General features: G+C 54.5%; 21 protein-coding genes. 6 read left to right on the top strand and 15 right to left on the bottom strand.

Going from position 1 to position 21,448, the window contains the following annotated elements; genetic code table 11:
- Positions 1-137 precede the first annotated feature (137 nt).
- The 4 genes from ACTVJH_RS00375 to ACTVJH_RS00390 form a co-directional block, all read right to left on the bottom strand.
- Positions 138-314, bottom strand: coding sequence for a hypothetical protein (locus ACTVJH_RS00375; protein ID WP_455986316.1), 177 nt, complete (start codon positions 312-314; stop codon positions 138-140).
- 101 nt (positions 315-415) lie between these two features.
- A complete protein-coding gene (locus tag ACTVJH_RS00380; RefSeq protein WP_455986318.1) occupies positions 416-1,030 on the bottom strand; it encodes a lysine exporter LysO family protein in 615 nt (204 codons plus the stop codon).
- Positions 1,027-1,299 carry a LysO family transporter gene (locus ACTVJH_RS00385; RefSeq protein ID WP_455986320.1) on the bottom strand — a complete coding sequence of 91 codons (273 nt, stop codon included), beginning with the start codon at positions 1,297-1,299 and terminating at the stop codon, positions 1,027-1,029. Before ACTVJH_RS00385 ends, ACTVJH_RS00380 begins: the two co-directional genes overlap by 4 nt.
- Before the next feature lie 113 nt (positions 1,300-1,412).
- Complete coding sequence (locus tag ACTVJH_RS00390; protein ID WP_455986322.1) at positions 1,413-2,192, bottom strand: inositol monophosphatase family protein; 780 nt, start codon at positions 2,190-2,192, stop codon at positions 1,413-1,415.
- 254 nt (positions 2,193-2,446) lie between these two features.
- Between ACTVJH_RS00390 and ACTVJH_RS00395 the strand changes: the two genes are divergently transcribed.
- Positions 2,447-3,001, top strand: coding sequence for a hypothetical protein (locus ACTVJH_RS00395; RefSeq protein ID WP_455986324.1), 555 nt, complete (start codon positions 2,447-2,449; stop codon positions 2,999-3,001).
- Positions 3,002-3,401: 400 nt separating this feature from the next.
- A complete protein-coding gene (locus tag ACTVJH_RS00400) occupies positions 3,402-4,070 on the top strand; it encodes a hypothetical protein (RefSeq protein WP_455986326.1) in 669 nt (222 codons plus the stop codon).
- A 50-nt stretch (positions 4,071-4,120) separates the two neighbouring features.
- On the opposite strand, the gene ACTVJH_RS00405 is transcribed toward ACTVJH_RS00400, so the two are convergent.
- Both ACTVJH_RS00405 and ACTVJH_RS00410 read right to left on the bottom strand, forming a co-directional pair.
- Complete coding sequence (locus ACTVJH_RS00405) at positions 4,121-5,131, bottom strand: bifunctional heptose 7-phosphate kinase/heptose 1-phosphate adenyltransferase (protein ID WP_455986328.1); 1,011 nt, start codon at positions 5,129-5,131, stop codon at positions 4,121-4,123.
- Complete coding sequence (locus ACTVJH_RS00410; RefSeq protein ID WP_455986330.1) at positions 5,132-6,070, bottom strand: ParB/RepB/Spo0J family partition protein; 939 nt, start codon at positions 6,068-6,070, stop codon at positions 5,132-5,134. It abuts the gene before it with no gap.
- A gap of 165 nt (positions 6,071-6,235) precedes the next feature.
- Here ACTVJH_RS00410 and ACTVJH_RS00415 point away from each other — a divergent pair, with 165 nt between their 5' ends.
- Positions 6,236-6,646, top strand: coding sequence for a hypothetical protein (locus ACTVJH_RS00415; protein ID WP_455986332.1), 411 nt, complete (start codon positions 6,236-6,238; stop codon positions 6,644-6,646).
- A 5-nt stretch (positions 6,647-6,651) separates the two neighbouring features.
- On the opposite strand, the gene ACTVJH_RS00420 is transcribed toward ACTVJH_RS00415, so the two are convergent.
- From ACTVJH_RS00420 to ACTVJH_RS00455, 8 genes are all read right to left on the bottom strand, one after another.
- Positions 6,652-7,413 (bottom strand): ParA family protein, encoded by a 762-nt coding sequence (locus ACTVJH_RS00420; RefSeq protein ID WP_455986334.1) that lies wholly within the window; start codon positions 7,411-7,413, stop codon positions 6,652-6,654.
- Between the two features lie 151 nt (positions 7,414-7,564).
- Positions 7,565-8,575 (bottom strand): NAD-dependent epimerase, encoded by a 1,011-nt coding sequence (locus ACTVJH_RS00425; RefSeq protein WP_455986336.1) that lies wholly within the window; start codon positions 8,573-8,575, stop codon positions 7,565-7,567.
- Between the two features lie 134 nt (positions 8,576-8,709).
- Positions 8,710-10,062, bottom strand: coding sequence for a glutamine synthetase family protein (locus ACTVJH_RS00430; RefSeq protein ID WP_455986338.1), 1,353 nt, complete (start codon positions 10,060-10,062; stop codon positions 8,710-8,712).
- A 272-nt stretch (positions 10,063-10,334) separates the two neighbouring features.
- Positions 10,335-11,057 (bottom strand): prephenate dehydrogenase/arogenate dehydrogenase family protein, encoded by a 723-nt coding sequence (locus ACTVJH_RS00435; protein WP_455986340.1) that lies wholly within the window; start codon positions 11,055-11,057, stop codon positions 10,335-10,337.
- 142 nt (positions 11,058-11,199) lie between these two features.
- The gene (aroA, locus tag ACTVJH_RS00440; RefSeq protein ID WP_455986342.1) at positions 11,200-12,516 is read right to left on the bottom strand and encodes a 3-phosphoshikimate 1-carboxyvinyltransferase; all 1,317 of its coding nucleotides are present in this window, start codon (positions 12,514-12,516) and stop codon (positions 11,200-11,202) included.
- A gap of 51 nt (positions 12,517-12,567) precedes the next feature.
- Complete coding sequence (pheA, locus tag ACTVJH_RS00445) at positions 12,568-13,641, bottom strand: prephenate dehydratase (protein WP_455986344.1); 1,074 nt, start codon at positions 13,639-13,641, stop codon at positions 12,568-12,570.
- Between the two features lie 10 nt (positions 13,642-13,651).
- The gene (locus ACTVJH_RS00450) at positions 13,652-14,623 is read right to left on the bottom strand and encodes a 3-dehydroquinate synthase II family protein (protein ID WP_455986346.1); all 972 of its coding nucleotides are present in this window, start codon (positions 14,621-14,623) and stop codon (positions 13,652-13,654) included.
- Positions 14,624-14,857: 234 nt separating this feature from the next.
- Positions 14,858-15,655 carry a 2-amino-3,7-dideoxy-D-threo-hept-6-ulosonate synthase gene (locus ACTVJH_RS00455; RefSeq protein ID WP_455986348.1) on the bottom strand — a complete coding sequence of 266 codons (798 nt, stop codon included), beginning with the start codon at positions 15,653-15,655 and terminating at the stop codon, positions 14,858-14,860.
- Between the two features lie 511 nt (positions 15,656-16,166).
- Here ACTVJH_RS00455 and ACTVJH_RS00460 point away from each other — a divergent pair.
- From ACTVJH_RS00460 to malQ, 3 genes are all read left to right on the top strand, one after another.
- Positions 16,167-17,018 (top strand): DNA polymerase III subunit delta', encoded by an 852-nt coding sequence (locus ACTVJH_RS00460; RefSeq protein WP_455986350.1) that lies wholly within the window; start codon positions 16,167-16,169, stop codon positions 17,016-17,018.
- A 112-nt stretch (positions 17,019-17,130) separates the two neighbouring features.
- A complete protein-coding gene (glgB, locus tag ACTVJH_RS00465; protein ID WP_455986352.1) occupies positions 17,131-19,020 on the top strand; it encodes a 1,4-alpha-glucan branching protein GlgB in 1,890 nt (629 codons plus the stop codon).
- An 11-nt stretch (positions 19,021-19,031) separates the two neighbouring features.
- Entirely contained in the window at positions 19,032-20,594 is a 1,563-nt protein-coding gene (malQ, locus tag ACTVJH_RS00470) for a 4-alpha-glucanotransferase (protein WP_455986354.1), read from the top strand.
- Here malQ and ACTVJH_RS00475 read toward each other — a convergent pair whose 3' ends face one another.
- Complete coding sequence (locus ACTVJH_RS00475) at positions 20,595-21,413, bottom strand: hypothetical protein (RefSeq protein ID WP_455986356.1); 819 nt, start codon at positions 21,411-21,413, stop codon at positions 20,595-20,597. It lies immediately after the preceding gene.
- Positions 21,414-21,448: the final 35 nt, after the last annotated feature.

The following is a 21,448-nucleotide window of genomic DNA, read 5'->3' on the forward strand; positions in this document are numbered from 1 at the left end:
TCCATTTCCCCTGCTTTGCCCATGTTCCGTCTTTTCAAAAAATAGAGGCGACGTCCCGCGATCGTAGTTCGTACCGATCGGGAACATCGCCTTTATGCGCAAACCGTTGCGGTTCGCCGGTGCGTCGTGATTTTCGATTACAGTTTCTTGTCCCTGACGATCATCTGCTCTTTACGCAGGGGGCACCATTCAGGCCGTTTTTTTTCCTCGGCGGGAATGTGCTGATAGACCACGGAAGCTACCTTGCACTTTCTTATTCCGTCCACGACCTGGTGAAAGGGGCAATCCACGCATTTACTGACCACAAATATCATTTTTCAGTCTCCTGTTGCAGCGTTGTATCTCACAATCGAACATGAGTTCAATGGTTGATGATTCGTCATCTTGACGAATCGAATCGGTCGTCATCCTTTGTTCAGAAGGGCAGACTGATGTCCAGAATGAACGGGACCAGGACAGGGACCAGGCAGGTCAATACGATCCCGTTGATCACGGAGGCCATGGCATAGTCTTTTCCGGAATATTTGACAATGACAGGCAGGGTTGTGTCCATGGTCGTGGCCCCTCCACTGGCAATGGGTCCCAGGGGGCCAACCAGACGGACCATGATGGGAGCCGCCAGGATGGTGATCACCTCCCTGGTGATGTTGGCCACCAGGGCGATAGTCCCCAGTTCATCCCCCCGAAGCTGGGAAATGAGGACGCTCGACAGGCTGTAATAGCCAAATCCCGCACCCACGGCAGCCCCCTCGGTCATGTCGATGTCCATCAGCACAAGAGAGATGGCCGCCCCACCCGCAATGGAGCCCACGGTCACTGAAATGGGGACGATCAGATCCTTTTTTCCCACCTTGAGAATATTGCGCAAAAATTTACCGTCACTTCCCATGCCCATTCCCACGAGAAATATGAGTGCGTACAGGGTCCCCATCTCCAGGGAAGGTGTCAAATATTCCTCGGGGATAAGATCGTACAGCCCCATTATGATTCCGGCCATGAAAAAGCCGAGCAGGATGCACGTATCTTTCATTTTCGGTCTGTCCAGAGTTTGGCAAGGAGAAACGTGCACCCTATGCTCGTGACAAGTGCTGCAAGGGCCAGTATGAGGCCATTGACTCCCAGATGGGGCAGGTTGGCCATGAGTTGCTCATCGACTCCCAGAGAAAGGCCGAGAAGCAACAACAGCGCATACAGGGCCACATCCGAGAGGCGTGCCCCAAGCTGCAACAGGCCCTGCTGACCTCGCAGGACAAATCCCAAAGTTATTCCGGCAATGAATATTCCGATAATCGTCAACATTTTTTTGCGTTTTTTAGTACCTTACTCGTGAAAGTCTGCCATAAAAAAAAGAAAATTTCTAACCGCTTGAACTTAAAACTTAAAACTTAAAACTGCGGCTTGGCCGCATCAGGTTATGCACCAGTGATACATGCCCCTAATGCATGGTGAATGCTACCGTTACTCGCCAGGATATCCCGGTCTCCGAGACTGTACGGGGAATCGGGATCAAATCGGGAAATTCTTCCCCCTGCCTCGGTGACAAGCAGGATGCCTGCCGCCGTATCCCAGGGCTTGAGGCCGATTTCATAAAATCCGTCCACGCGTCCGCAGGCGGTATAGGCCAGATCAACCGCTGCCGCCCCGGCTCTCCGCACCCCCTGGGTTGTCAAAAGTACCCTTTTCAGGCTGCTTATAACAGGATCGATCTCTTTGGCGATGGTATAGGGAAATCCTGTGGCCACCACGCAGCTTCCCAAATCACCGGCCTGTGAAACATGAATGCGTTCTCCGTTGCAATAGGCCCCCTGCCCTTTGACGGCATGGAACACTTCCCCCATGACGGGAAGATTGATCACTCCGAGAACCGGTTCGCCGTCATTCCACAGGGCGATCGAGGTGGCCACAAAGGGGAGTTGGTGAACAAAATTGGTCGTGCCGTCAATGGGATCGATGATCCATGTGGATTTGTGCAGCCCCGAATCCGCATGGATTTCTTCGGACCAGAATGTTGAACCGGGGATGATCGTTGCCAATCGGTCAACAAGCATCTTTTCGACCATCACATCGGTCTGCGTGACCAGGTCGATCCGTCCCTTGTGGGTCACTTTCTTTGGGCCGGCCCAGTCTTTTTTGATCATGGTGCCCGCTTCTCGAGCGGCCTGGATGACTTTTTCAACGAGGTGGGAGTTCATGGTCGGACCCCTTGTTTGCTGTGGGTTCTGATAATCTCCGATCAGGTACATGCTGTCAGCGGTTCAGGGAAAATGTGTTTGCTTTCGAGCGCCTCCCGTACCCTGAGAACAGATCAGCCCGGTCAATCAGGTACCTGGTTATTGCCAATGTTTCTGGATAGGATTATACCTTGTATACCCGTCAAGCCGTCAGTGGCTTCTTTTGTTTCTTCAACTTGTGAATATGTATGCAAACCTCCAGCCCGGGAGGTCCCGTGATTTTTCAACGAAGTTTTTGTCTGTATTTTCTTGTGATCATGAGCGTCGTTTTCGGATCATCCGGATGCGCATCCTTATCCACGCCACCCCTTGTTCATCCGTCACGAGTGGGAATCGAACTCTCTCTTTCGAACATTCTGGAGGATCTGGACTCCTATGCAACCTATTTTTCCGCCAGGCCCTTCAATCCTTCCGGGCTGCTGTTCGTCCCCAAGGATTCACCCTATACCCTGATTCCTGAAAATCGCGGTCTCGGTGAGGGGTGGAATCTCGTACACGATGCCTCAGACGTCAAGAAGATGGTCGCCATCATCACAGACAGGGACCGCCTCGAGCATCCCGTACTCAAGGCGTTGCTTCGTCCCCTTTCCGGAACCACCGAACCGACCGCCAAGGATGTGCTGGGCTATGTTTTCAGTTCCCGTTCGACCTTTGCGCGTCGTGCTGGTGACGAACCCGATGTGTACACGGTTTTTCAGATCAGCGAAATCCCGCGCATGGGTGACAGGGATGACGATGGGATTCTATGGCGGGGAGGATTCAGGCCCTGATTTTCTCGGTCATGGATCCATTGTGGTTGTGTCACGATCCGTCGCGTTGCTCGTCGCCAATGCGTTTGTATCAATCCCTGCGTTGACAGTCATACAAAATCTCAGATAATCACTGATTTCGAATAGCGTTTCTACATGACGAGCATTGCCATTGATCCAGCCACGTTTTTTCGTGTTGAGTTTTGTTTCTATTCAGCAGGGTTGAACCGGATGTCGTCAGCACGTCATCCCGGCCCAGGCCGGGATCTCCAGGGCCTCGGGTGATGTTTGTCGAACAAGACCCCGGATCAACTCCGGGATGACGATCAAACACGACCTGCCTCTTTTGGGCTAGTTCTGAATAGTTACTTTTTCTTTTTACCATGTGATTGTATGTTCACTACCCTATTTCGAGGATACCATGAACGATTGGCTCAGTCTGACCGCCATGGCCCGACGCCTACAGATCCCGGAACCAACAGCCCGCCGGTATGCAAAGCTTTTTTCCGATTATCTTCCCCATCGCAAAGTTGGACGGATGACGTTGTATGCCCCGGATGCCGGCCACATCCTGACCAGAATCTCACAGCTCTATGCAGATGGTCATAAAAAGGATGACGTTGAAAACATCCTCAAGAAAGAACTCCCCAGAACCATCGATGTCGATGGTTCGGCCATGTCGGCGAGCCAGGCCCTGGTCAGGACCGACAATGCCGTTCTTCAAGAAAAATTGTTCCAGTTTCTGGATATCGTCAGCGACCAGAGCAAAAAAATCGATGCCTTGATGGAGCGTGACAACCAGACGTCAGCCACCCTCTCCCGGATGCAGGATGAACTTGAAGCGGAAAAGTCGCGGGGTGAGGAACTTGAAAAGACCTCGGCGCAGTACCGGAAGGCCCTGTGCACATTGTATCGGGGTTACAAGGATCACCATGCCCTCATCAAGTCGCTTCGGGACCAACCGCTTTCCGAGGGATCCTCCCCGGATATCGACCGGATCAGCAACCGATTGAATCATCTTGAGGACATGTTTCTCGAAGACATGGGCAAATTGCAGAAGATGATGAATCACGTGCTCAAGAAAAATTGATTCTCAATGCCTCAATCAGGATCGAGTCAGTTTTTTTCTGGCTCAGCTCCTCATGACCACGTGCTTATTTCTGGCAGTCCGATGGTTTCCAGGCTTGTTTCCAGGTCCTTGCGTCTGACCGCAGCCGTACCAATCTGACCGACCACGAACCCGGCCGCGCAATTGGCAATGACGCAGCTGGTCAGAAGATCCACTCCCCCGCTCAAGCAGAGGGCAAGGACCGCGATGACCGTGTCCCCCGCTCCGGTCACGTCAAAGACATCCTGGGCCACGGTCGGGATATGCAGCGGTGGATCCTGATTTCCAAAAAGGACCATTCCCCGGCTACCCAGAGTGATGAGGAGATGCTCCAGTCTCTTGTCCCGTACGATTTGTTCCCCCACCCTGCGAATCTCCGGGATCGTTCCCATGGGTCCATGTGCGCTCTCTCCCGCCTCTCTGGAGTTGGGGGTCATGAGATAATGATCGGTATACAACGGATAATTTTCTATTTTTGGATCAACAAGCACCTTTTTCGGATGCGGACCGGTTCGCATCACGTTCAGAACATCCCTGGAGATGACCCCTTTGCCGTAATCGGAGATCACCGCTACATCATATTCTGATTTCAGGGAGTCGAGAACCGCGTTGAATCGAGCGTGAGTTGCCGGGGACATCTCCCCCTTTTTTTCCTGATCCACCCGAAGCATCTGCTGGTTGGCGGCTATGATTCTCGTTTTGATGGTCGTGGGACGCAGCGAGGTGACCAGGTTGTGGCGAATATGATCCTGGTCCAGCATTTCGGCGATTTTTTTCCCGGCGGGATCATCACCAACAAGGGAAACCAGATACGGATCCCCTCCCAGGGCCCTGATGTTCCGGGCAACATTTCCTGCTCCACCGAGCTTCCAGGTTTCCTGCTCCACCTGAACCACGGGCACAGGGGCCTCCGGCGAAATCCGGTTCACCCGTCCCCATTGGTAGTGATCGAGCATGCAGTCTCCAACTATCAGAACGGGTCGCCCTTCAAGACGGTGCAGTCCCTCGAGCACATCGGTCTTGCTCACCTGTGCCATGGTCATCTACCCCCTGTCCTCGAGCTGTCCTGCTCCCTGCTCCATGATTCGCATGATCCGTTCCCGCTCTTCGGCCGTGGTGTAGGAAAGGGTGATCGCCCCCTGTTTCGGTCCACCGCTGACCCGTAATGCCAGTCCTTTTCGCTTGCCAAGTACCTTTTCAAGCGATCCTTTGCACTGTTTGCAAAATTCTTTGGTCTCACGTGCTTCGCGAGCAGATGGTTGCTTCTTTTCACCCTGCTGTTCATTGATTTGACGAATCAGGGTTTCTGTTTGTCGGACATTGAGGTGTTTGCCCACCACCCGGGCGTGGATTGTTTTCTGGATCTCCTGACTGTCAAGTGCCAAATAGGCCCGTGCATGCCCTGATGAGATAACCTTGCCCCCCAGATCTTTTTTGATCGATTCAGGAAGGTGGAGCAATCGCATGCTGTTGGCTACAGCGGATCGACTTTTGCCGACCCGCTGAGCGAGCTCTTCCTGGCTGAGACCGAGTTCTTCCTTGATGCGCTGCAACCCGGCCGCCTCTTCAATGGGGTTGAGGTCTTCGCGCTGCAGGTTTTCGATCAGGGCGATAGCCAGGGTTTCCTGGTCATCGATATCCCTGACCAGTGCAGGGATGGCTGTCAGATCCGTTCGCTGGGTGGCGCGCCATCTGCGTTCTCCGGCTACGATTTCGTATCCGGATCGCTCTTTGGGGCGGGGACGAACCAGGATGGGCTGGAGTACTCCCTGGCTCTGGATCGATCGGGCCAGATCATCCAATGCATCTTCAAGAAATTCCTGCCTGGGTTGGGAAGGATTGGGAAAGATGTCCTTCAGGGGGATTTCCCGAATTTCCGCTCGATCGACCCGCTCATCTTCAGCGCTTCCCTTGAGTAACAGATCCAACCCCTTGCCGAGTCCTCTGTTTTTGACACTCATATCCTTACCTTGCTTTTTCATACACCATGGTTATAACCCTGATTCCACTACGGACAGCCTTTTTCTGCACCTATGCACGCCTCGGAACATAATACCTGGGAGCTGGTGCCCCGGGACACCCCGGTAAGGCGATCGTTCCCTGGGCGTTTTTTGACGACGATCCTCTACATATCGATGGAGTACGCTATGATGAGCAAAAAAAAAGATATTACAGCGCTTTATGACAAACAGGGCAGTATGTTCGGCATTTTTATCTCTCCCGATCTCTGGGCGGCCATCCATAAGGAAGTTGAACCGATTATCGACCGGTATCTGGAAACGACCCAGACACCCCTTCCCGAGCCCCTGGACGATTGGAATCGCCTTCTGGATTTTTGGGACTTTGCCTACGAGGTCGATATGGATGTCACCTGTGAATTGTGTGGCAATACCACAGAGGATTGGATGGCAGACGACCCCCGCAAGTTCCGTCTCAAGGCGGCCAACATCGGTGGGTTGACGTGTTTTGAATGTCAGTCCTGCAAGGCCCGGGTCTCCAAACAGCACTTCAAGGACAAGATCACCTGCTCCTGCATCCCGTTTTGCGAAAAGAAGTAGCTGCCCTATTTTCTACCCAGAACCTCTCGGGCCAGGGCTATATAGGCCTGGGTTCCGGTTGACCTGATGTCGTAGGTAATGGCGGGCTTTCCGTGGCTCGGTGCCTCGGAAAGCCTGACATTTCTGGGAATTTTCGTCCTGAATGTCTTGTCCGGAAAATAGGTTCTCACCTCCCGCTCCACCTGATAGGAAAGCCTGTTCCGTTTGTCGAACATGGTCAGGACAACCCCCATGATTTCGAGATTTCGGTTCAGTCTTTTTTTGACGGCCTCATAGGTTTGCACGAGCTGAGCGATTCCCTCCAGGGCATAGTATTCGCATTGCAACGGGATGAGCAGTTCCCTGCCGGCGCACAATGCATTGACCGTTACCAGCCCGAGTGAAGGTGGACAATCCAGAAAAATATACTCATACGTTTCGTCCAACCTGTCTATCATGTTGGCCACGAAGAATTCCCGCCTGGTTTTGTCGACCAGTTCCAGGTCGGCTCCAACAAGATCATGTGTGGACGGAATAAGATGGAGATACGGGAGGTCGGTCGTGCAGATCGCCTTGTCAAGCCGATTTTCGTCGAACATGGCTGTGTACAGGTTATCCCTTTTCTCGCCTACGTCGATCCCCAACCCGCTCGAGGCATTGGCCTGGGGATCGCAATCCACAATCAATACCTTCTTTTCCATCACCGCAAGAGATGCTGCCAGGTTGACGGTTGTTGTCGTCTTGCCCACACCTCCCTTCTGATTGGCCACCACAATAGTTCGAGCCACACTTGCCTCGCTTGCTTGTCGACGTTTGTTTCACGTGAAACATGTACATGACGTTCATTCGTCACGGGTTATACGGGGACCCCCGAAGAAGTGTCAACGAAAAAAAATGGCAGCGGGATGCCCCGCTGCCATGAAGAAACATCGATAATTTTCAATCGAGACCATAGTAATCAGTGTACCACTCGATGAATTTGCCGATCCCCTCTTCAATGGTGGTTTGCGGCTTGAACCCGACATCGCGCATGAGATCATCCACATTGGCGTACGTTGCCTGAACATCGCCGGGCTGCATGGGGAGCATCTCCTTGATCCCTTTTCGACCGAGATGGTCCTCGATAACCTCGATGAACCGACCGAGTTCCACGGTGTTGTTGTTGCCGATGTTGTAGATCTTGTAGGGTGTGGGAGCTGATCCCGGGTCAGGGTGCGCCGGATCCCAGGAGGGATTGGGAGTCGGTGTCTTGGCCGTGATCCGGACAACCCCCTCGATGATATCATCAATATAGGTGAAGTCCCGCTTCATCCTGCCATGATTGAAGACCTGCATGGGCTTGTGTTCCAGAATCGCCTTGGTGAACAGAAACAGAGCCATGTCCGGACGACCCCATGGTCCGTAGACGGTGAAAAAACGAAGACCCGTGCAGGGCAGATCATAGAGATAGCTGTAACTATGGGCCATGAGCTCGTTGGACTTTTTGCTGGCAGCGTACAGACTGATGGGGTGGTCGACATTGTCGTGGACTGAAAAGGGCATGGAGGTATTAAGCCCGTAGACCGAGCTGGAAGAGGCGAAAACCAGGTGCTCGACCTTGGTATGACGACATCCCTCGAGAACGTTGGCAAATCCGAGCAGATTGCTGTCAACATAGGATAAGGGGTTCTTGATGCTGTAACGGACCCCTGCCTGGGCGGCCAGATTGATCACATGGGTGAATCCCTTTGCGGCAAAAAGCTCCTGCATCCCTGTCCTGTCGGCCAGATCGAGTTTGATGAAGGTGAAGCCTTCATGATCCTTGAGCAGGGCCAGACGATCCTTCTTCAGGTCGACCGAGTAGTACGTATTCAGGTTGTCGATGCCCGTGACCGTGTGGCCGTCCTGGAGAAAACGTTTGCAGAGATGGAATCCTATAAACCCGGCTGCGCCGGTGACCAATATATTCATGATAGCTCCTGGCGATAGTCACGATGGTTCTGTCTGTGTAGCGGTTACAAGCACGAAAGTTTGTCTGGGTCAAGAAAGCAAGGGCCCGGAGAAAGAACCTCCGGGCCCGGGGGGAATCCAAAAGACATTCAATGTTACAGCAGTGGAAAATACCTCTTGATTTCGTAGTCCGTAATCTGGGTCCGATAGTCGTCCCACTCAACCTTTTTGTTGTCGATGAATTTTTTGAAAATATGGTCACCCAGGGCGTCGCGGATAATGGAGCTTTTTTCAAGGTAGTGCACCGCCTCGATAAGACTCCCGGGCAGGTTGTCGATCCCCTTTTCCCGGCGTTCAGCATCGTCCATCCGGAAGATATCCTCTTCGACCGGGGCCTCGAGCACATAGCCTTCATCGATTCCCCTGAGGCCGGCCGCGAGCATGGCGGCATAGGCGAGGTAGGAATTGCAGGCCGGATCCGGGGAACGGAGTTCGATACGCGTGGCAGCCTCCTTACCGGGTTTGTACATGGGAACCCGTACCAGGGATGACCGATTCCGCCTGGCCCAGGCAATGTAGACAGGGGCTTCATAGCCGGGAACGAGACGCTTGTAGGAGTTGACCCATTGGTTGCAAATGGCGGTCAATTCCTTGGCATGTTTCAACAGCCCGGCAATATAGGATTTCCCTTCTGGGCTCAAATTGTATCCGTCCTTGTCATGGGCATCGAAAAACATGTTCCGCCCGTTCTTGAACAGGGACTGATGGACATGCATGCCGGATCCGTTCACCCCGTATACGGGTTTGGGCATGAAGGTGGCATAGCATCCGTGTTTGCGAGCGACTTCCTTGACAATGACCTTGTAGGTGATGGCCGTGTCCGCCATCTTCAATGCCTCGTCATAGCGTAGATCGATCTCGTGCTGACTGGGGGCGACTTCGTGATGGGAGTATTCCACCTTGATGCCCATGCGTTTGAGAGAGAAAATGATGTCCCTGCGGATATCATTCCCCAGATCCAGGGGGGGTGCGTCAAAGTAGCCGCCCAGGTCGGTGTAGGACGGGTTGCGGTCATTTTCAAAGATGAAAAATTCCAATTCTGGCCCCACATACATGGTGTAGCCCCTCTCGGCCGCCCGTGCGAGCATCCGTTTCAACGCGTAGCGGCTGTCCCCCTCATAGGGAGCGCCATCGGGCTTGATAATGTCGCAGAACATCCGGGCAACAGGGCGTTCCGTGGGACGCCAGGAAACAATCTGAAAGGATGAGGCGTCAGGGTAGGCGATCATGTCGCTCTCATGGATGCGGCAGAATCCTTCGATGGACGAACCGTCAAATCCCATGCCTTCTTCAAAGGCGGTTTCCAATTCACTGGGGGTGACCTGAAAACTCTTCAAGGTGCCAAGAACATCCACGAACCAGAATTGGACAAAGGAGATGCGGTAATCCTGGACCGCCTTGATAACGTCGTCCGAGGTCTTGCAATTGAAAATGGGATACTCTTCCATGGTGATTTCTCCTGGCAAAGAAAGTGATCAGATCGGGCGTCGACCTCACTATCTCACGCAAAGATCGTGGGTGAGTCGGTACCAAAGATGGTGGTAAACAATAAAGAAGACAAAATAGACAAATTTGTAGATAAAGGCCAGCAGATTATTGCAACCACCAATGGGTGATTGTTCTCATCCAACCACCGGGGATATCGTGGTTTGATGAACGATGCCCTGCTCGGGAGACATTCAAAGAATCCCAAACGGGGCTATCAGGTCACGAGAACCAATCAGTTTTGTTGCAACCACTGAAGGGCCCTGTCCTGAAGGAGATCGTAATCACCGGCAGCAGCGAGTCCGAGAACCTTGAGATATCTGCGGATAGCCGAGGCCATGAAGGGATTGTTGTCGCAGATGGCCTCGAAAAGAGGACCATCCTCGACAACCATTTTTCTGGCGGCATCCATCCGTCTGACAAAGGACGGGGTAACAAATTGTTGCAGTCTGTCATCATGGTCCTGGGCGCAGAAGTAGGCCAAGGTCCCAACGTAGTTGAGCCCCTGAATGAAGGCCATGGCCTTGTCGTGCTCAGCGGGATCGGTCCTGAACGTGGTCAAACCGCACATGGAAAAGACCTCTTCCAGCCGCTCGGCGGCCTCGGGATGCCGCGCCGGGCAGATGGCCACGCGAAGGTCCCCGTTTACGGGCTGGGGACCAAAAAGAGGATGGGTTCCGATGACCGGACCGGGGAAGGCGTGAAGCATCTTGTCCACAGGCAATGTCTTCACGGAGCAGAGATCCGCCAGGATGGTCGTTGGTTGCAACAGACTGGAAATGGCCCCAAGACAGCGATCCATTGCCGGAATGGGCACCGCGATTAGAACAAGATCCACGGTGGGTATAACCCGCGAGAGCAGGTTGATATCCATGGGCAGATCAAAGCCGTAGACATCGATGCCAAGAGACAGAAAGCGGTCCATGAAAAAACCGCCCATGCTTCCGCGTGAGCCCATGATGGCGACTCGTTGCAAAAATGGAGAAATCATCATTCAACCTGTGTATGAAGCGGTTTGATGGGCCAAAAGATACGATTGTATCCATTTTATCATTGATAGCCCGATCATGTTGTGTGCTCGAAAAAGACACCGTCACGACTTATACGGTGTTCGTGGGAATCCGGGACCATAGATCCCAGAATCGGGGAAAGGATTTGGAGACGCATGCGGGATCGTCAAAAACAGGTTGGACGCCGCCGCACCCAAGAAGACTCAGACTCATGGCCATGCGATGATCTCCAAAGGAAGAGAGGGATATCTTGGTGTCTGGTTGCATGGGTTGGGGATGAACGATCAGTCCGTCGTCAAGGACTTGCACATCCTGTCCGGCCCGTCGGAGCTGAGAGGCAACGGCCTCGAGGCGGTCACTCTCCTTGAACCGCAAATGGGCCACCCCCCGGATTTCCGTTGGGCCGGAGGCAAAGCAGGCAGCCGTGGCCACAGTGGGAACGATATCCGGGCAAAAGGACATATCCAGGCGAGTACCCGTCAGAGACGACGGAAACACCGTACATCCCTGTGCATCCCACATGGATGAGGCCCCCATGGTCGTGAGGATGTCCAGAACGGCCCGGTCGCCCTGCATGGAGTCAGCACGAATTCCGCTGACACACACGGGTGAGGAACCAACGGCCCCTGCCGCCAGAAAATAGGAGGCATTGCTCCAATCCCCTTCGACCTGGTAGGAACGAGCGGTATATGTCTGGGGTTTGATCCGGAATCGGATCGAATCCGGGGAGACAGCATGCAGGGATCGCCAATCCACGGACTCCCACGGGCCATTGATCCGCGTTTGAACGTCAACCGTGACCCCGAAGTCGTCCATGGCCTGAAGGGTCAGGGCCACGTACGGCCAGGAGACGATTTTACTGCCTTCAAGGGAGATGGTCACGGTTTCGGGGGCAAAGGGAGCGGCGAGAAGCAGGGCGGAGAGAAACTGACTGCTTTCGGAAATATCGATGGACACGCGGCTGGCCAAGGTGCCGGGAGAATGGGCTATCAGGGGCAGAAAGCCCTCTTGCTCCTCAAACTCAAAGGTGAGCCCGAATCGGGAAAGTGCCGCTACAAGCGCTGTCATGGGCCGATCATGCATCCGCCCGGCGCCATGGATATGAAACCGGCCGCACAAGGCGGCAATGACCCCGGTGACAAGCCTGCATGTGGTTCCGGATTCGCCCACAAAAAGATCGACAAGGGCATTTCCAAGGTCCCGGCTGGTTATTCCCTGGACGGTCAGCCCTTGGGCGGAGGAATGAAAGCCCGCCCCCAGGGCGGTGAGACATTCCCGGGTCCGGCTCAGGTCGTCGCTTTCCAGAATATTGGTGAGTCTTGAGAGGGACGGTGCCAGGGCAGCGCAGATAAGGGCGCGATGCGACAGGGATTTGGAAGGTGGTGCTGTAATCGCTATGGTTTGCATATAGTTGGAGGTAAAAGATGATCGATGAGTGGGTATGGGTTGGTTTGGGGATCATTGGATCCAGGATGTGTAGCTTCCAAGGATGCGCAGCGACTGGGCCTGATCGCGAAGTGTCTCCATGACATTTCGATGCTCTGGAATAGTCAGGTCAGTCTGGACATCGATGAAAAAGGCGTATTTCCATTTTTCCGGTCGCAAGGGGCGTGATTCCAGTTTGGTCATATTGATCCCGGCCTGAGAGAAGATGGACAAGATCTGCTGCAGGGCCCCGGGTTTGTCGGGGAGGGTGAGCAGAAGAGATGTCTTGTCGCGGGATTCACCAGCGTACGGATGCTTGGTCAGAATGAGAAATCGTGTCCAGTTATCGGGTTCGTCCTGAATATCCTGGGCCAGGCATCGCAGAGTCTCATTCGAGCTCAGACTGATGTGACCGATCACAGCCCCGCCGGGATGTTCGAGGGCTGCCTCCACCGAGGCCCCTGTGCTCGACGTGGGGATGAGTTCGGCTTGAGGCAGAGTGTTTTTGAGCCAGCGGGTACATTGGGCCAGGGCCTGGGGATGGGAAAAAACATGGGTCACGCCATCCAGATCCCTGGTTCTGCCGTGCAGGCAATGGCTGATGCGGGAATAGGTTTCCGCCTGAATGGAAACGTCGTAACGCAAAAAAAGATCCATGCTCTGACCAACACCCCCGTTCAGCGAATTTTCAAAGGGCACGATGCCCAGCTGGGTTTTGCCAAAGGCGACGGCCTGGAATACGGATTCGAGATCCCTTTGGGGAATGTAGTCCAGGCTCGAGCCAAGGGCCTCGACACCGGCATAATAGGAAAACGTGCCTTTGGGACCCAGATAGGCCACGGTCAAAGGGGCCTGGAGCCGGCGCGACGAAGACATGATTTCGCGATAGATCCGGCGTAGATGATCATTGGGAAGGGGACCGGGATTGTTCTTCTCGAGGTTGAGAACGAGTTCCTTTTCCCGTTTGGGATTGAGAATGGGGAAACTCCCCTTGCTCTTGATCGTTCCTACCTCGAGGCTCAATGTGGCTCGTTTGTTCAAAAGTTCGAGCAATTGGGCGTCGACCTCGTCGATGGACTGTCTGAGCCTGGCAAATGGATCAATCATGAGGTCTCCCCTATTCGCGGATGTCTTCCTGAATGCGCATACCGAAATGGCGACCAGCCACATCCTGGTGGCAGAGGATGCGGTCGCCGGGATGTATCCGGACCACACTTACAGGTGTTCCATCATCGCGGACCAGACGGATGGTTTCGGCATTCTGCAGAAACACACAACCTTCCCTTTCACCGATTTTTGCGGTGACCATGAGCATGGGACGAATTTCCGTTTTGCACCGCCCCACCACTGCCGTGGATGTCATGCCATCGGCTCCGACAATGAGTACCTCCTGTCCGGGAAAGAGTTCTTCCAAATAGGCGGTTCGGTCCTCGGGAAGCGTTGCGTAGGAATGAACCCCTCCGGCATTGATGCGAAAGGGCCTGGGAGCGACATAGGGATTGGACTCGGTTTCGGCATGGACCAGAAAAGAGAAGCCGCTGGTATTGCCGACCAGCATGCCCTGTCCTGTGTCCAAAAGAGACAGGGTGTCCACGCACACGCGGTGACCCAGTCCCACCGGGGTGACAGCGACGACCTCTGCCGATTCAAGGGGAAGGGTCCCCTGGGAAAGTTTCATCTCGCGAACGATTTCCTTGAGCTGGGTGATGGCCTGGGGAAGAACGACCAGTAAGGAGACGCCCCGTTCCAGAATCCCGACCCCTACACGGGCAGATTCCAGGGAATCGACCTCGAGACCGAGATCCGCCTGCTGGGCAAGGATATTCTCAACGGGAATGATCTCCCAGCCGATTCCCAAAATGACCTCGCGGTTTTCAGCAAGGATGGTGACCACCTCTTCTTCATCCTCTTTACAGGCCAGGGTCTTGAAGACAAGGGTGTCCAGGGGAATGACAGGCACACGCCCCAGGGATTCGATTTCCTGAACATGTTCGGGTTCGGCAATGACAGCATCGACTCCGGATTCAAGAGCGAGGGTGACATCGTTTTTGGAAAAGGGAACAGCTTTGAAATAGATGGTTCGGCGCATCGTGGGCTTCCTTGTTCGAATCAGTATGAACGTTGCATGGACAAATATGTAGGAGTATTGAAAATTGATAGAGACCAGGAGCATGTCAACCAAGAGACGTTCGATCTCTTGAGGGGGCGAAGGATCGTACCCTCTTGATGATAGCGGTCATACGCATCGGTCAGCCGGATTCGTGTCGGTCTCGGACGAGCGGGCACACCAACGACCACTCGCGACAAAAAAGGGCGGAATTCATCAGGCAGCGGACACGCTCAAGGCCCTTTCCAATCCCTGTCCGTGATGGACGATCCCTCGGAGCGCAGCGATCAACCCCGCAGGATCCGGATCCTGGAAGACATTGCGGCCGATGGAAAGCCCTGCCCCGCCGGCCTGGACGGAATCGTGGGCCATGCGCAGGATATCGTCGCGGGTATCCATTTTGGGGCCGCCGGCAATGACAACAGGAATCGAACACCCTTCGCACACCCTGGCGAACGAATCAATATCACCGGTATACGGGACCTTGACGATATCAGCACCCAGTTCTTCACCGACACGGGCACAATGGGCCACGACCGAAGGGGCCATGGAGTTGGAAATTTTGGGACCGCGACCGTAGACCATAGCGAGCAGGGGGATGCCCCATTCCTGAGCCACATAGGCCACCTTGCCGAGATCAGCGAGCATGGTCGATTCAGTCTCATCGCCCAGATTGACATGAACGGATACCGCATCGGCACCCATTTTGACGGCCTCTTCAACCGTGGCCACCAACCGTTTGGCATTGGGTCGGGTGGAGAGATCGGTGGATGCGGAAAGATGCAGGATCAGGGCGAGGTCGCGTGCATGACCCGCATAGGCGGAACGGACAAGCCCCTTGTGCATGAGCACGGCATCGGCACCGCCCTGGGCAAAGCTGTCGACGGCCTTTTTGGGTGAGATCAGGCCGGGTATGGGGCCCAGGCTGGTGCCGTGGTCCATGGGAACGAGAATGGTTTTGCCGGATGTGGCGTTGAGAATTCGCTCCAGACGAAGCTCTTTTCCTGCTTGCATGTTGTCCTCCCCGCGTGTGGCGGATGTTTGGGTGAGGGGTCGAGGGAGGTAGCAGGCGGCTGGATGAAAAAAAGGGCCGCCGGCTAGTCGCCTGCGGCCCTTTTGGGAGAGTATGTGTACAGATAAAAAGTTACAAGTCCCCGTCCAGACCACAGGTCCACGTAAAATAATACCAGAAAAAGAAATATGCGTTGGAGAAAATGGTCTGATTTGGAATGTTCATGTGTCCCAGATGCACGAGGCTAGGTAGGGAGTCAAGTTTTTTTTTGAGTTTTTTTGAAAGAGTCACTGTGCATGGCAGAAGCGTATGGTAGGATGGCATGCGATCCACTCAATTCGGCAGGTGGATCGTTGCTGTCTGGTACAGACAAACTCAAAGGGGGAAAGCCGTTTTGAAAATGACGTTGACAAGACCCCGGGCAGATGAGGAAAGAGAGGATGCACACAGAGACAAGGGGCCAATTTCCCGGATCCACGATCTGATTTTTCCAACCGCAACCAGGCGTTTCACATGGAACATGCCGAACCAAACAACGTGCTCGAACCCGCAGGCCAGGAGCGAATCATTCGCTACCTGGACACCCTGGCCGAAAATCCCCCCCACTCGCTTCTTCTCGAGGGAGGAAACAGTGCGTCCCGATTTTCTCTGGCCCTGTACTGGACGGCATTGCTCAATTGCCCGGAGGCCCGGCGGCCATGTTCGCACTGCCCGACCTGCCTTCAAATACAGGAACAGGTCTTCAGGGATATGGAAATCGTGGACGGTCGGGAAACCCAGATTCTTGTCGAGCATGTCCGCACTGTCAGATCCCTCATGGGGCAGCCCCCCCATGGTGCGGGCAGACGGGTGATCATCCTGGCCGAGGCCCAGAACATGGATCCGCCGGCAGCCAATGTCCTGCTCAAGTCCATGGAAGAGCCGGGTCCGGGAAATGTTTTTGTTCTTCTTGCCCCGCAGCGGGGAACGCTCCTCCCCACCCTGGTATCCCGGAGTTTTGTGCTCACCCTGCCCTGGCTGCAACGATCCCAGTGTTCAGAGGAGATTGCGGAATGGGAGGAGGCCTTGATCGGCTTTTTGGGAACGGGCCAGGGCTGGTTCTCCCGGACCGGGAAGAAAAACAATGTGGATGCGAACCTGGCCAAAAGATTGCTTCTTCGTTTCCAGAGAGGAATTGTGCTCTATTCCAGGGGAGAACAGGGAACCGCGCTGTGTAATTGTCTGAAGGCTGGAAAAAAGCAGGTCCCCTTTGATCGCCTGGAACATGTCCTGGCGCATGGGCTTGCTGCATTGGACAAGCGGGTCAACCCCGCCCTGGTTCTGGACTGGGTGGCGGTTCGGTTGTGGAGGGCCATGCATCTCTGAAAATGAGCATTGGACACCATCAGGCGACAAGGTGTATGCGATTGAAAATATAATCGACTGAAAATCAATGCGTTGCCGGCACGCAAACCAGATTCCTCGGAAACGAAATCACATGATTACGGAACACGATATCTATCTTTTCAAGCAGGGGCGTCACTATCGTCTTTACGACAAGCTCGGGGCCCATCCCGTGACCCAAAACGGGCAGGACGGCGTCTGGTTTGGGGTATGGGCGCCCAATGCCCGCTCGGTCTCTGTCATCGGGGCCTTCAATGCCTGGGACCCGGCCTCTTCTCCCCTTGCGGTCCGTCAGGACGAATCAGGAATCTGGGAGGGATTCGTCCCAGAGGCCGAGATCGGCCAGGAGTATAAATTCAGGCTCGAACAGGGAACGAGCGGAAGTATCCTTGAAAAGGGCGATCCCTTTGCCCTGTATTGGGAACGACCGCCACGAACCGCGTCACGGATCTGGAATCTCGAGTATCAATGGCATGATCAAACATGGATGGCCGGGCGCAGGCACAAGAACGGTCTGAAAAGTCCCATGTCCGTGTACGAGGTCCATCTGGGATCGTGGAAACGAAGCCCGGATGATCCTGACAACTACCTGGATTACCGGGCCATGGCGCATCTTCTCGCCGAGTATGCCAAGGAAATGGGGTTCACGCACATTGAGATCATGCCGATCATGGAACACCCCTTTTATGGATCCTGGGGCTACCAGACCGTGGGGTATTTTGCGCCCACGAGCCGGTACGGAACGCCCCAGGATTTCATGTATCTGGTCGACCATCTCCACCAGAACGGCATCGGGGTCATCCTGGACTGGGTGCCCTCCCACTTCCCCACCGATGCCCATGGGCTTTCTCGTTTCGATGGGACCCATCTTTTCGAGCATGAAGACACGCGACTTGGTTTTCATCCGGACTGGAACAGCTCCATCTTCAATTACGGCCGGTACGAGGTGCAGGCCTATCTCATCAGCAGTGCCCTGTTCTGGCTGGAAAAATACCATGTGGACGGGTTGCGGGTAGATGCCGTGGCCTCGATGATCTATCTGGACTACTCGCGCAATCCCGGCGAATGGATACCCAACCGGTACGGGGGGAATGAAAATCTGGACGCCCTGGATTTCGTGCGCCGGCTGAACATGGCCGTGTACGAAAATCATCCCGACGTGCAGACCATGGCCGAGGAGTCCACCTCCTGGCCCATGGTTTCAAGGCCGGTGTACCTGGGAGGTCTGGGGTTCGGCATGAAGTGGAACATGGGATGGATGAACGACACCCTGAATTATATGTCCCGGGAACCGGTGCACAGAAAATTTCATCACGCGCAGCTCACCTTTGGGATCTGGTACGCGTACACGGAAAATTTCATCCTTCCCCTTTCGCATGACGAAGTCGTGCATCTGAAGGGATCTCTGGTTGAAAAAATGCCCGGAGACCCCTGGCAGAAAATGGCCAATCTGCGTCTTCTGTTCGGATATATGATCGGCCAGCCCGGGAAAAAGCTCCTCTTCATGGGGGCAGAGTTCGGCCAATGGCGTGAATGGAACCATGAATCATCCCTGGACTGGCATCTGCTGGATTTTCCCGCCCATCAAGGGGTCCGGGATTGGGTCCGGGATCTGAACACGGTCTATACCCGGGAAAAATCCCTGCATGCCGGTGACTACGATCAAAACGGATTTGCCTGGGAGGATTGCCACGACTCGGAGCAGAGCGTGCTCACCTTTTTCCGGAAATATGAAGACGAGGTCATGCTTGTGGCCTGCAACTTCACCCCGGTGGTCAGATATCACTACCGGGTGGGGCTGCCCCGGGGCGGTACCTGGCGGGAGATTCTGAACAGCGACTCCCGGATCTACGGTGGCAGCGGCGTGGGCAACGAAGGTGCTGTCCGGGCGAGAGAGGAGTCCTGGCACGACCTGCCCTTTATGGCCGAGTTGACCCTCCCCCCCCTGGGGGTGATCTTTTTCAGGCCGGAAAACCAGGCGTGAGGTGCATTCCCATGACCCGGCGGGCAAGCGGTATCCTGCTGCACATCACCTCCCTCCCCTCGAGGTACGGTATCGGGGATCTGGGACCCGAGGCCTATAATTTCGTCGATTTTCTGGCCTCTGCCAAACAGACCTATTGGCAACTTCTCCCCCTGACCCCGACCAATAGCGGCACGGGTAATTCTCCATACAATGCGTATTCGGCATTCGCTGGAAATCCTCTGCTCATCAGCCCGGACCTTCTCCTGGCCCAGAGATTCCTGAGCTCGGAAAATCTCAGGGAGGTCCCTTGTTTCCCCGACGACCGGGTCGAATACGCCCGCGTGGCCATGTGGAAGGACCGGCTTTTGACCATCGCCTTTGAAAACGGTCTTTCCTGGCTCCCCGGTCGATCCGGATATCAGGATTTCAAGACGAACAACCAGGGGTGGCTGGAAGACTACGCATTGTTCGCCTCATTGAAACAGCATTTTGAGGGCCTTCCCTGGTACTATTGGCCCAAAGATATCCGTTTCAGACACCCATCCTCCCTTGACACCTGGCGTAACCGGCTCAATCTGCAGATGGAACGGGAACGGTTCAAGCAATTTGTCTTTTTTGAACAATTGGGAAATCTCAAGGGCTATTGCGCCACCAAGGGGGTCAGACTCTTCGGGGACATGCCCATCTATGTCAGCCTGGATAGCTGCGATGTCTGGTCGCACCCCGAGCTGTTCGATCTCGACGCCAATCGATTGCCCATTCACGTGGCCGGAGCACCCCCGGACTATTTCAGCAAAAAAGGGCAACTCTGGGGCAATCCTGTCTATGACTGGGAGCGGATGGAAGACAACGGGTTTGCATGGTGGACCGATCGGCTGGGTCATAACCAAAAATTGTATGACACAGTGCGTCTGGACCACTTTCGGGGATTTGCCGCCTTTTGGCAGGTTCCGGCCTGTTCCAGGACCGCTCGAAACGGTGTGTGGCGTCCATGCCCGGGAAAGCGGCTTTTTGAGAAGGTCCTGAGTGAACTGCCGGATCTGGATATCATTGCCGAGGATCTCGGGCATATCACCGACGATGTCAGGGAGCTCATGGATCATTTCGGCTTTTCGGGTATGAAGGTTTTGCAGTTCGCCTTCTCCGACGACCTGCCAAACAGTCCCTACATCCCCCACAACGTGGACAAGCACAGTGTCTTCTATACGGGAACCCATGACAACAACACCCTCCAGGGCTGGTATGAGAACGACATCTCTCTGGAAGAAAGGGAGCTGGCGGCCGAGTATCTGGGAACGGGTCATGACTTTCATGGTCTCCACTGGGCGATGATCCGCGCCGTGATGATGTCCGTGGCCCATGTGTGTGTTTTTCCCTTGCAGGATGTTCTGGAACTGGGCGGGGAAGCACGGATGAACAGGCCGTCAGAAACAGACGGGAACTGGGCGTGGAGGGTTCGGCGGGAGCGTTTGTCCGAAGCTGTGGCCCGGAAACTGGCCAGGATGGTGTGGCTGTATGGAAGAGATGCGGCTGCAAACGACCAGGGCAAAGATCAGGAAGACGTTTTGGCAGATACCTCTGGGCGGGTGTGATCAGGAAAGCATGTATGACCGGGCGATCAGGTACATGTCATCATAGGAGACCTGGGTGTTCACGGCGACGCCCAGTTCGGTGGACATGTCCATTTTTCTCTCGGTTTCTTCCAGGATTTCCCGTTGGTGGAGATTGAGACGATACTTGATGAAGTCCTTGTCAAAACCGTCATTGATCAGGGTCAACCCCTCGCTGAAATAGTTGCAGCGGACATATTGAAGGAAGGGGTCGAGTCCGCGCGGCCCCTTGCGACGAACGAGCATACTGAAGACGACCAGGACGATGAGCATGGCCTCGGGCTTCATCTGGATATTCAGGGTCATGAACTTGCGATGATTGAACGAGGTATTGCCCAGATTGGAAATGATCAGTTGGGCGACCTCAAAGACCTGCCGTTCAAAGACCGGGGAAATGGAGAATTTGGATAGAAAACGGACCATGACCTTTTGGGGATTTTCGTTATCCGCAATTCCCAAAAGGGAAATGGCCATGAGAACGAATTTGCGGCGCAGGTCGGCAAGGATGACGTCCTTCTTGACCGCGGCAAAGCGGCGGATGGAGTCGGGACCAAGGGATGAGGTGCACAATTCGAGAAGGTGACGGACAAAGATCTCTTTGGTGTGGGCGGCTTCGCTTGCTAAAAGATCTGTTTTTTTCTTCTCCTGCAGTACTTTTTTCAGTGAAAGCCAATAGGCTGCCACACCCTCCAGCGGCATATCGACCATGTCGAATTCCGTTGGAAGTTTTCGGCTGTCCCTGGTCCTGGCATCGAGGAGCAGGGCCCTGACCCGATCGTTGATGTCTCGCTTCTGGTCCATGAATGTGAGGGGGTGTAGTCATTGGGGGTATGCGG

This window comes from Desulfoplanes sp. PS50, assembly GCF_053851535.1.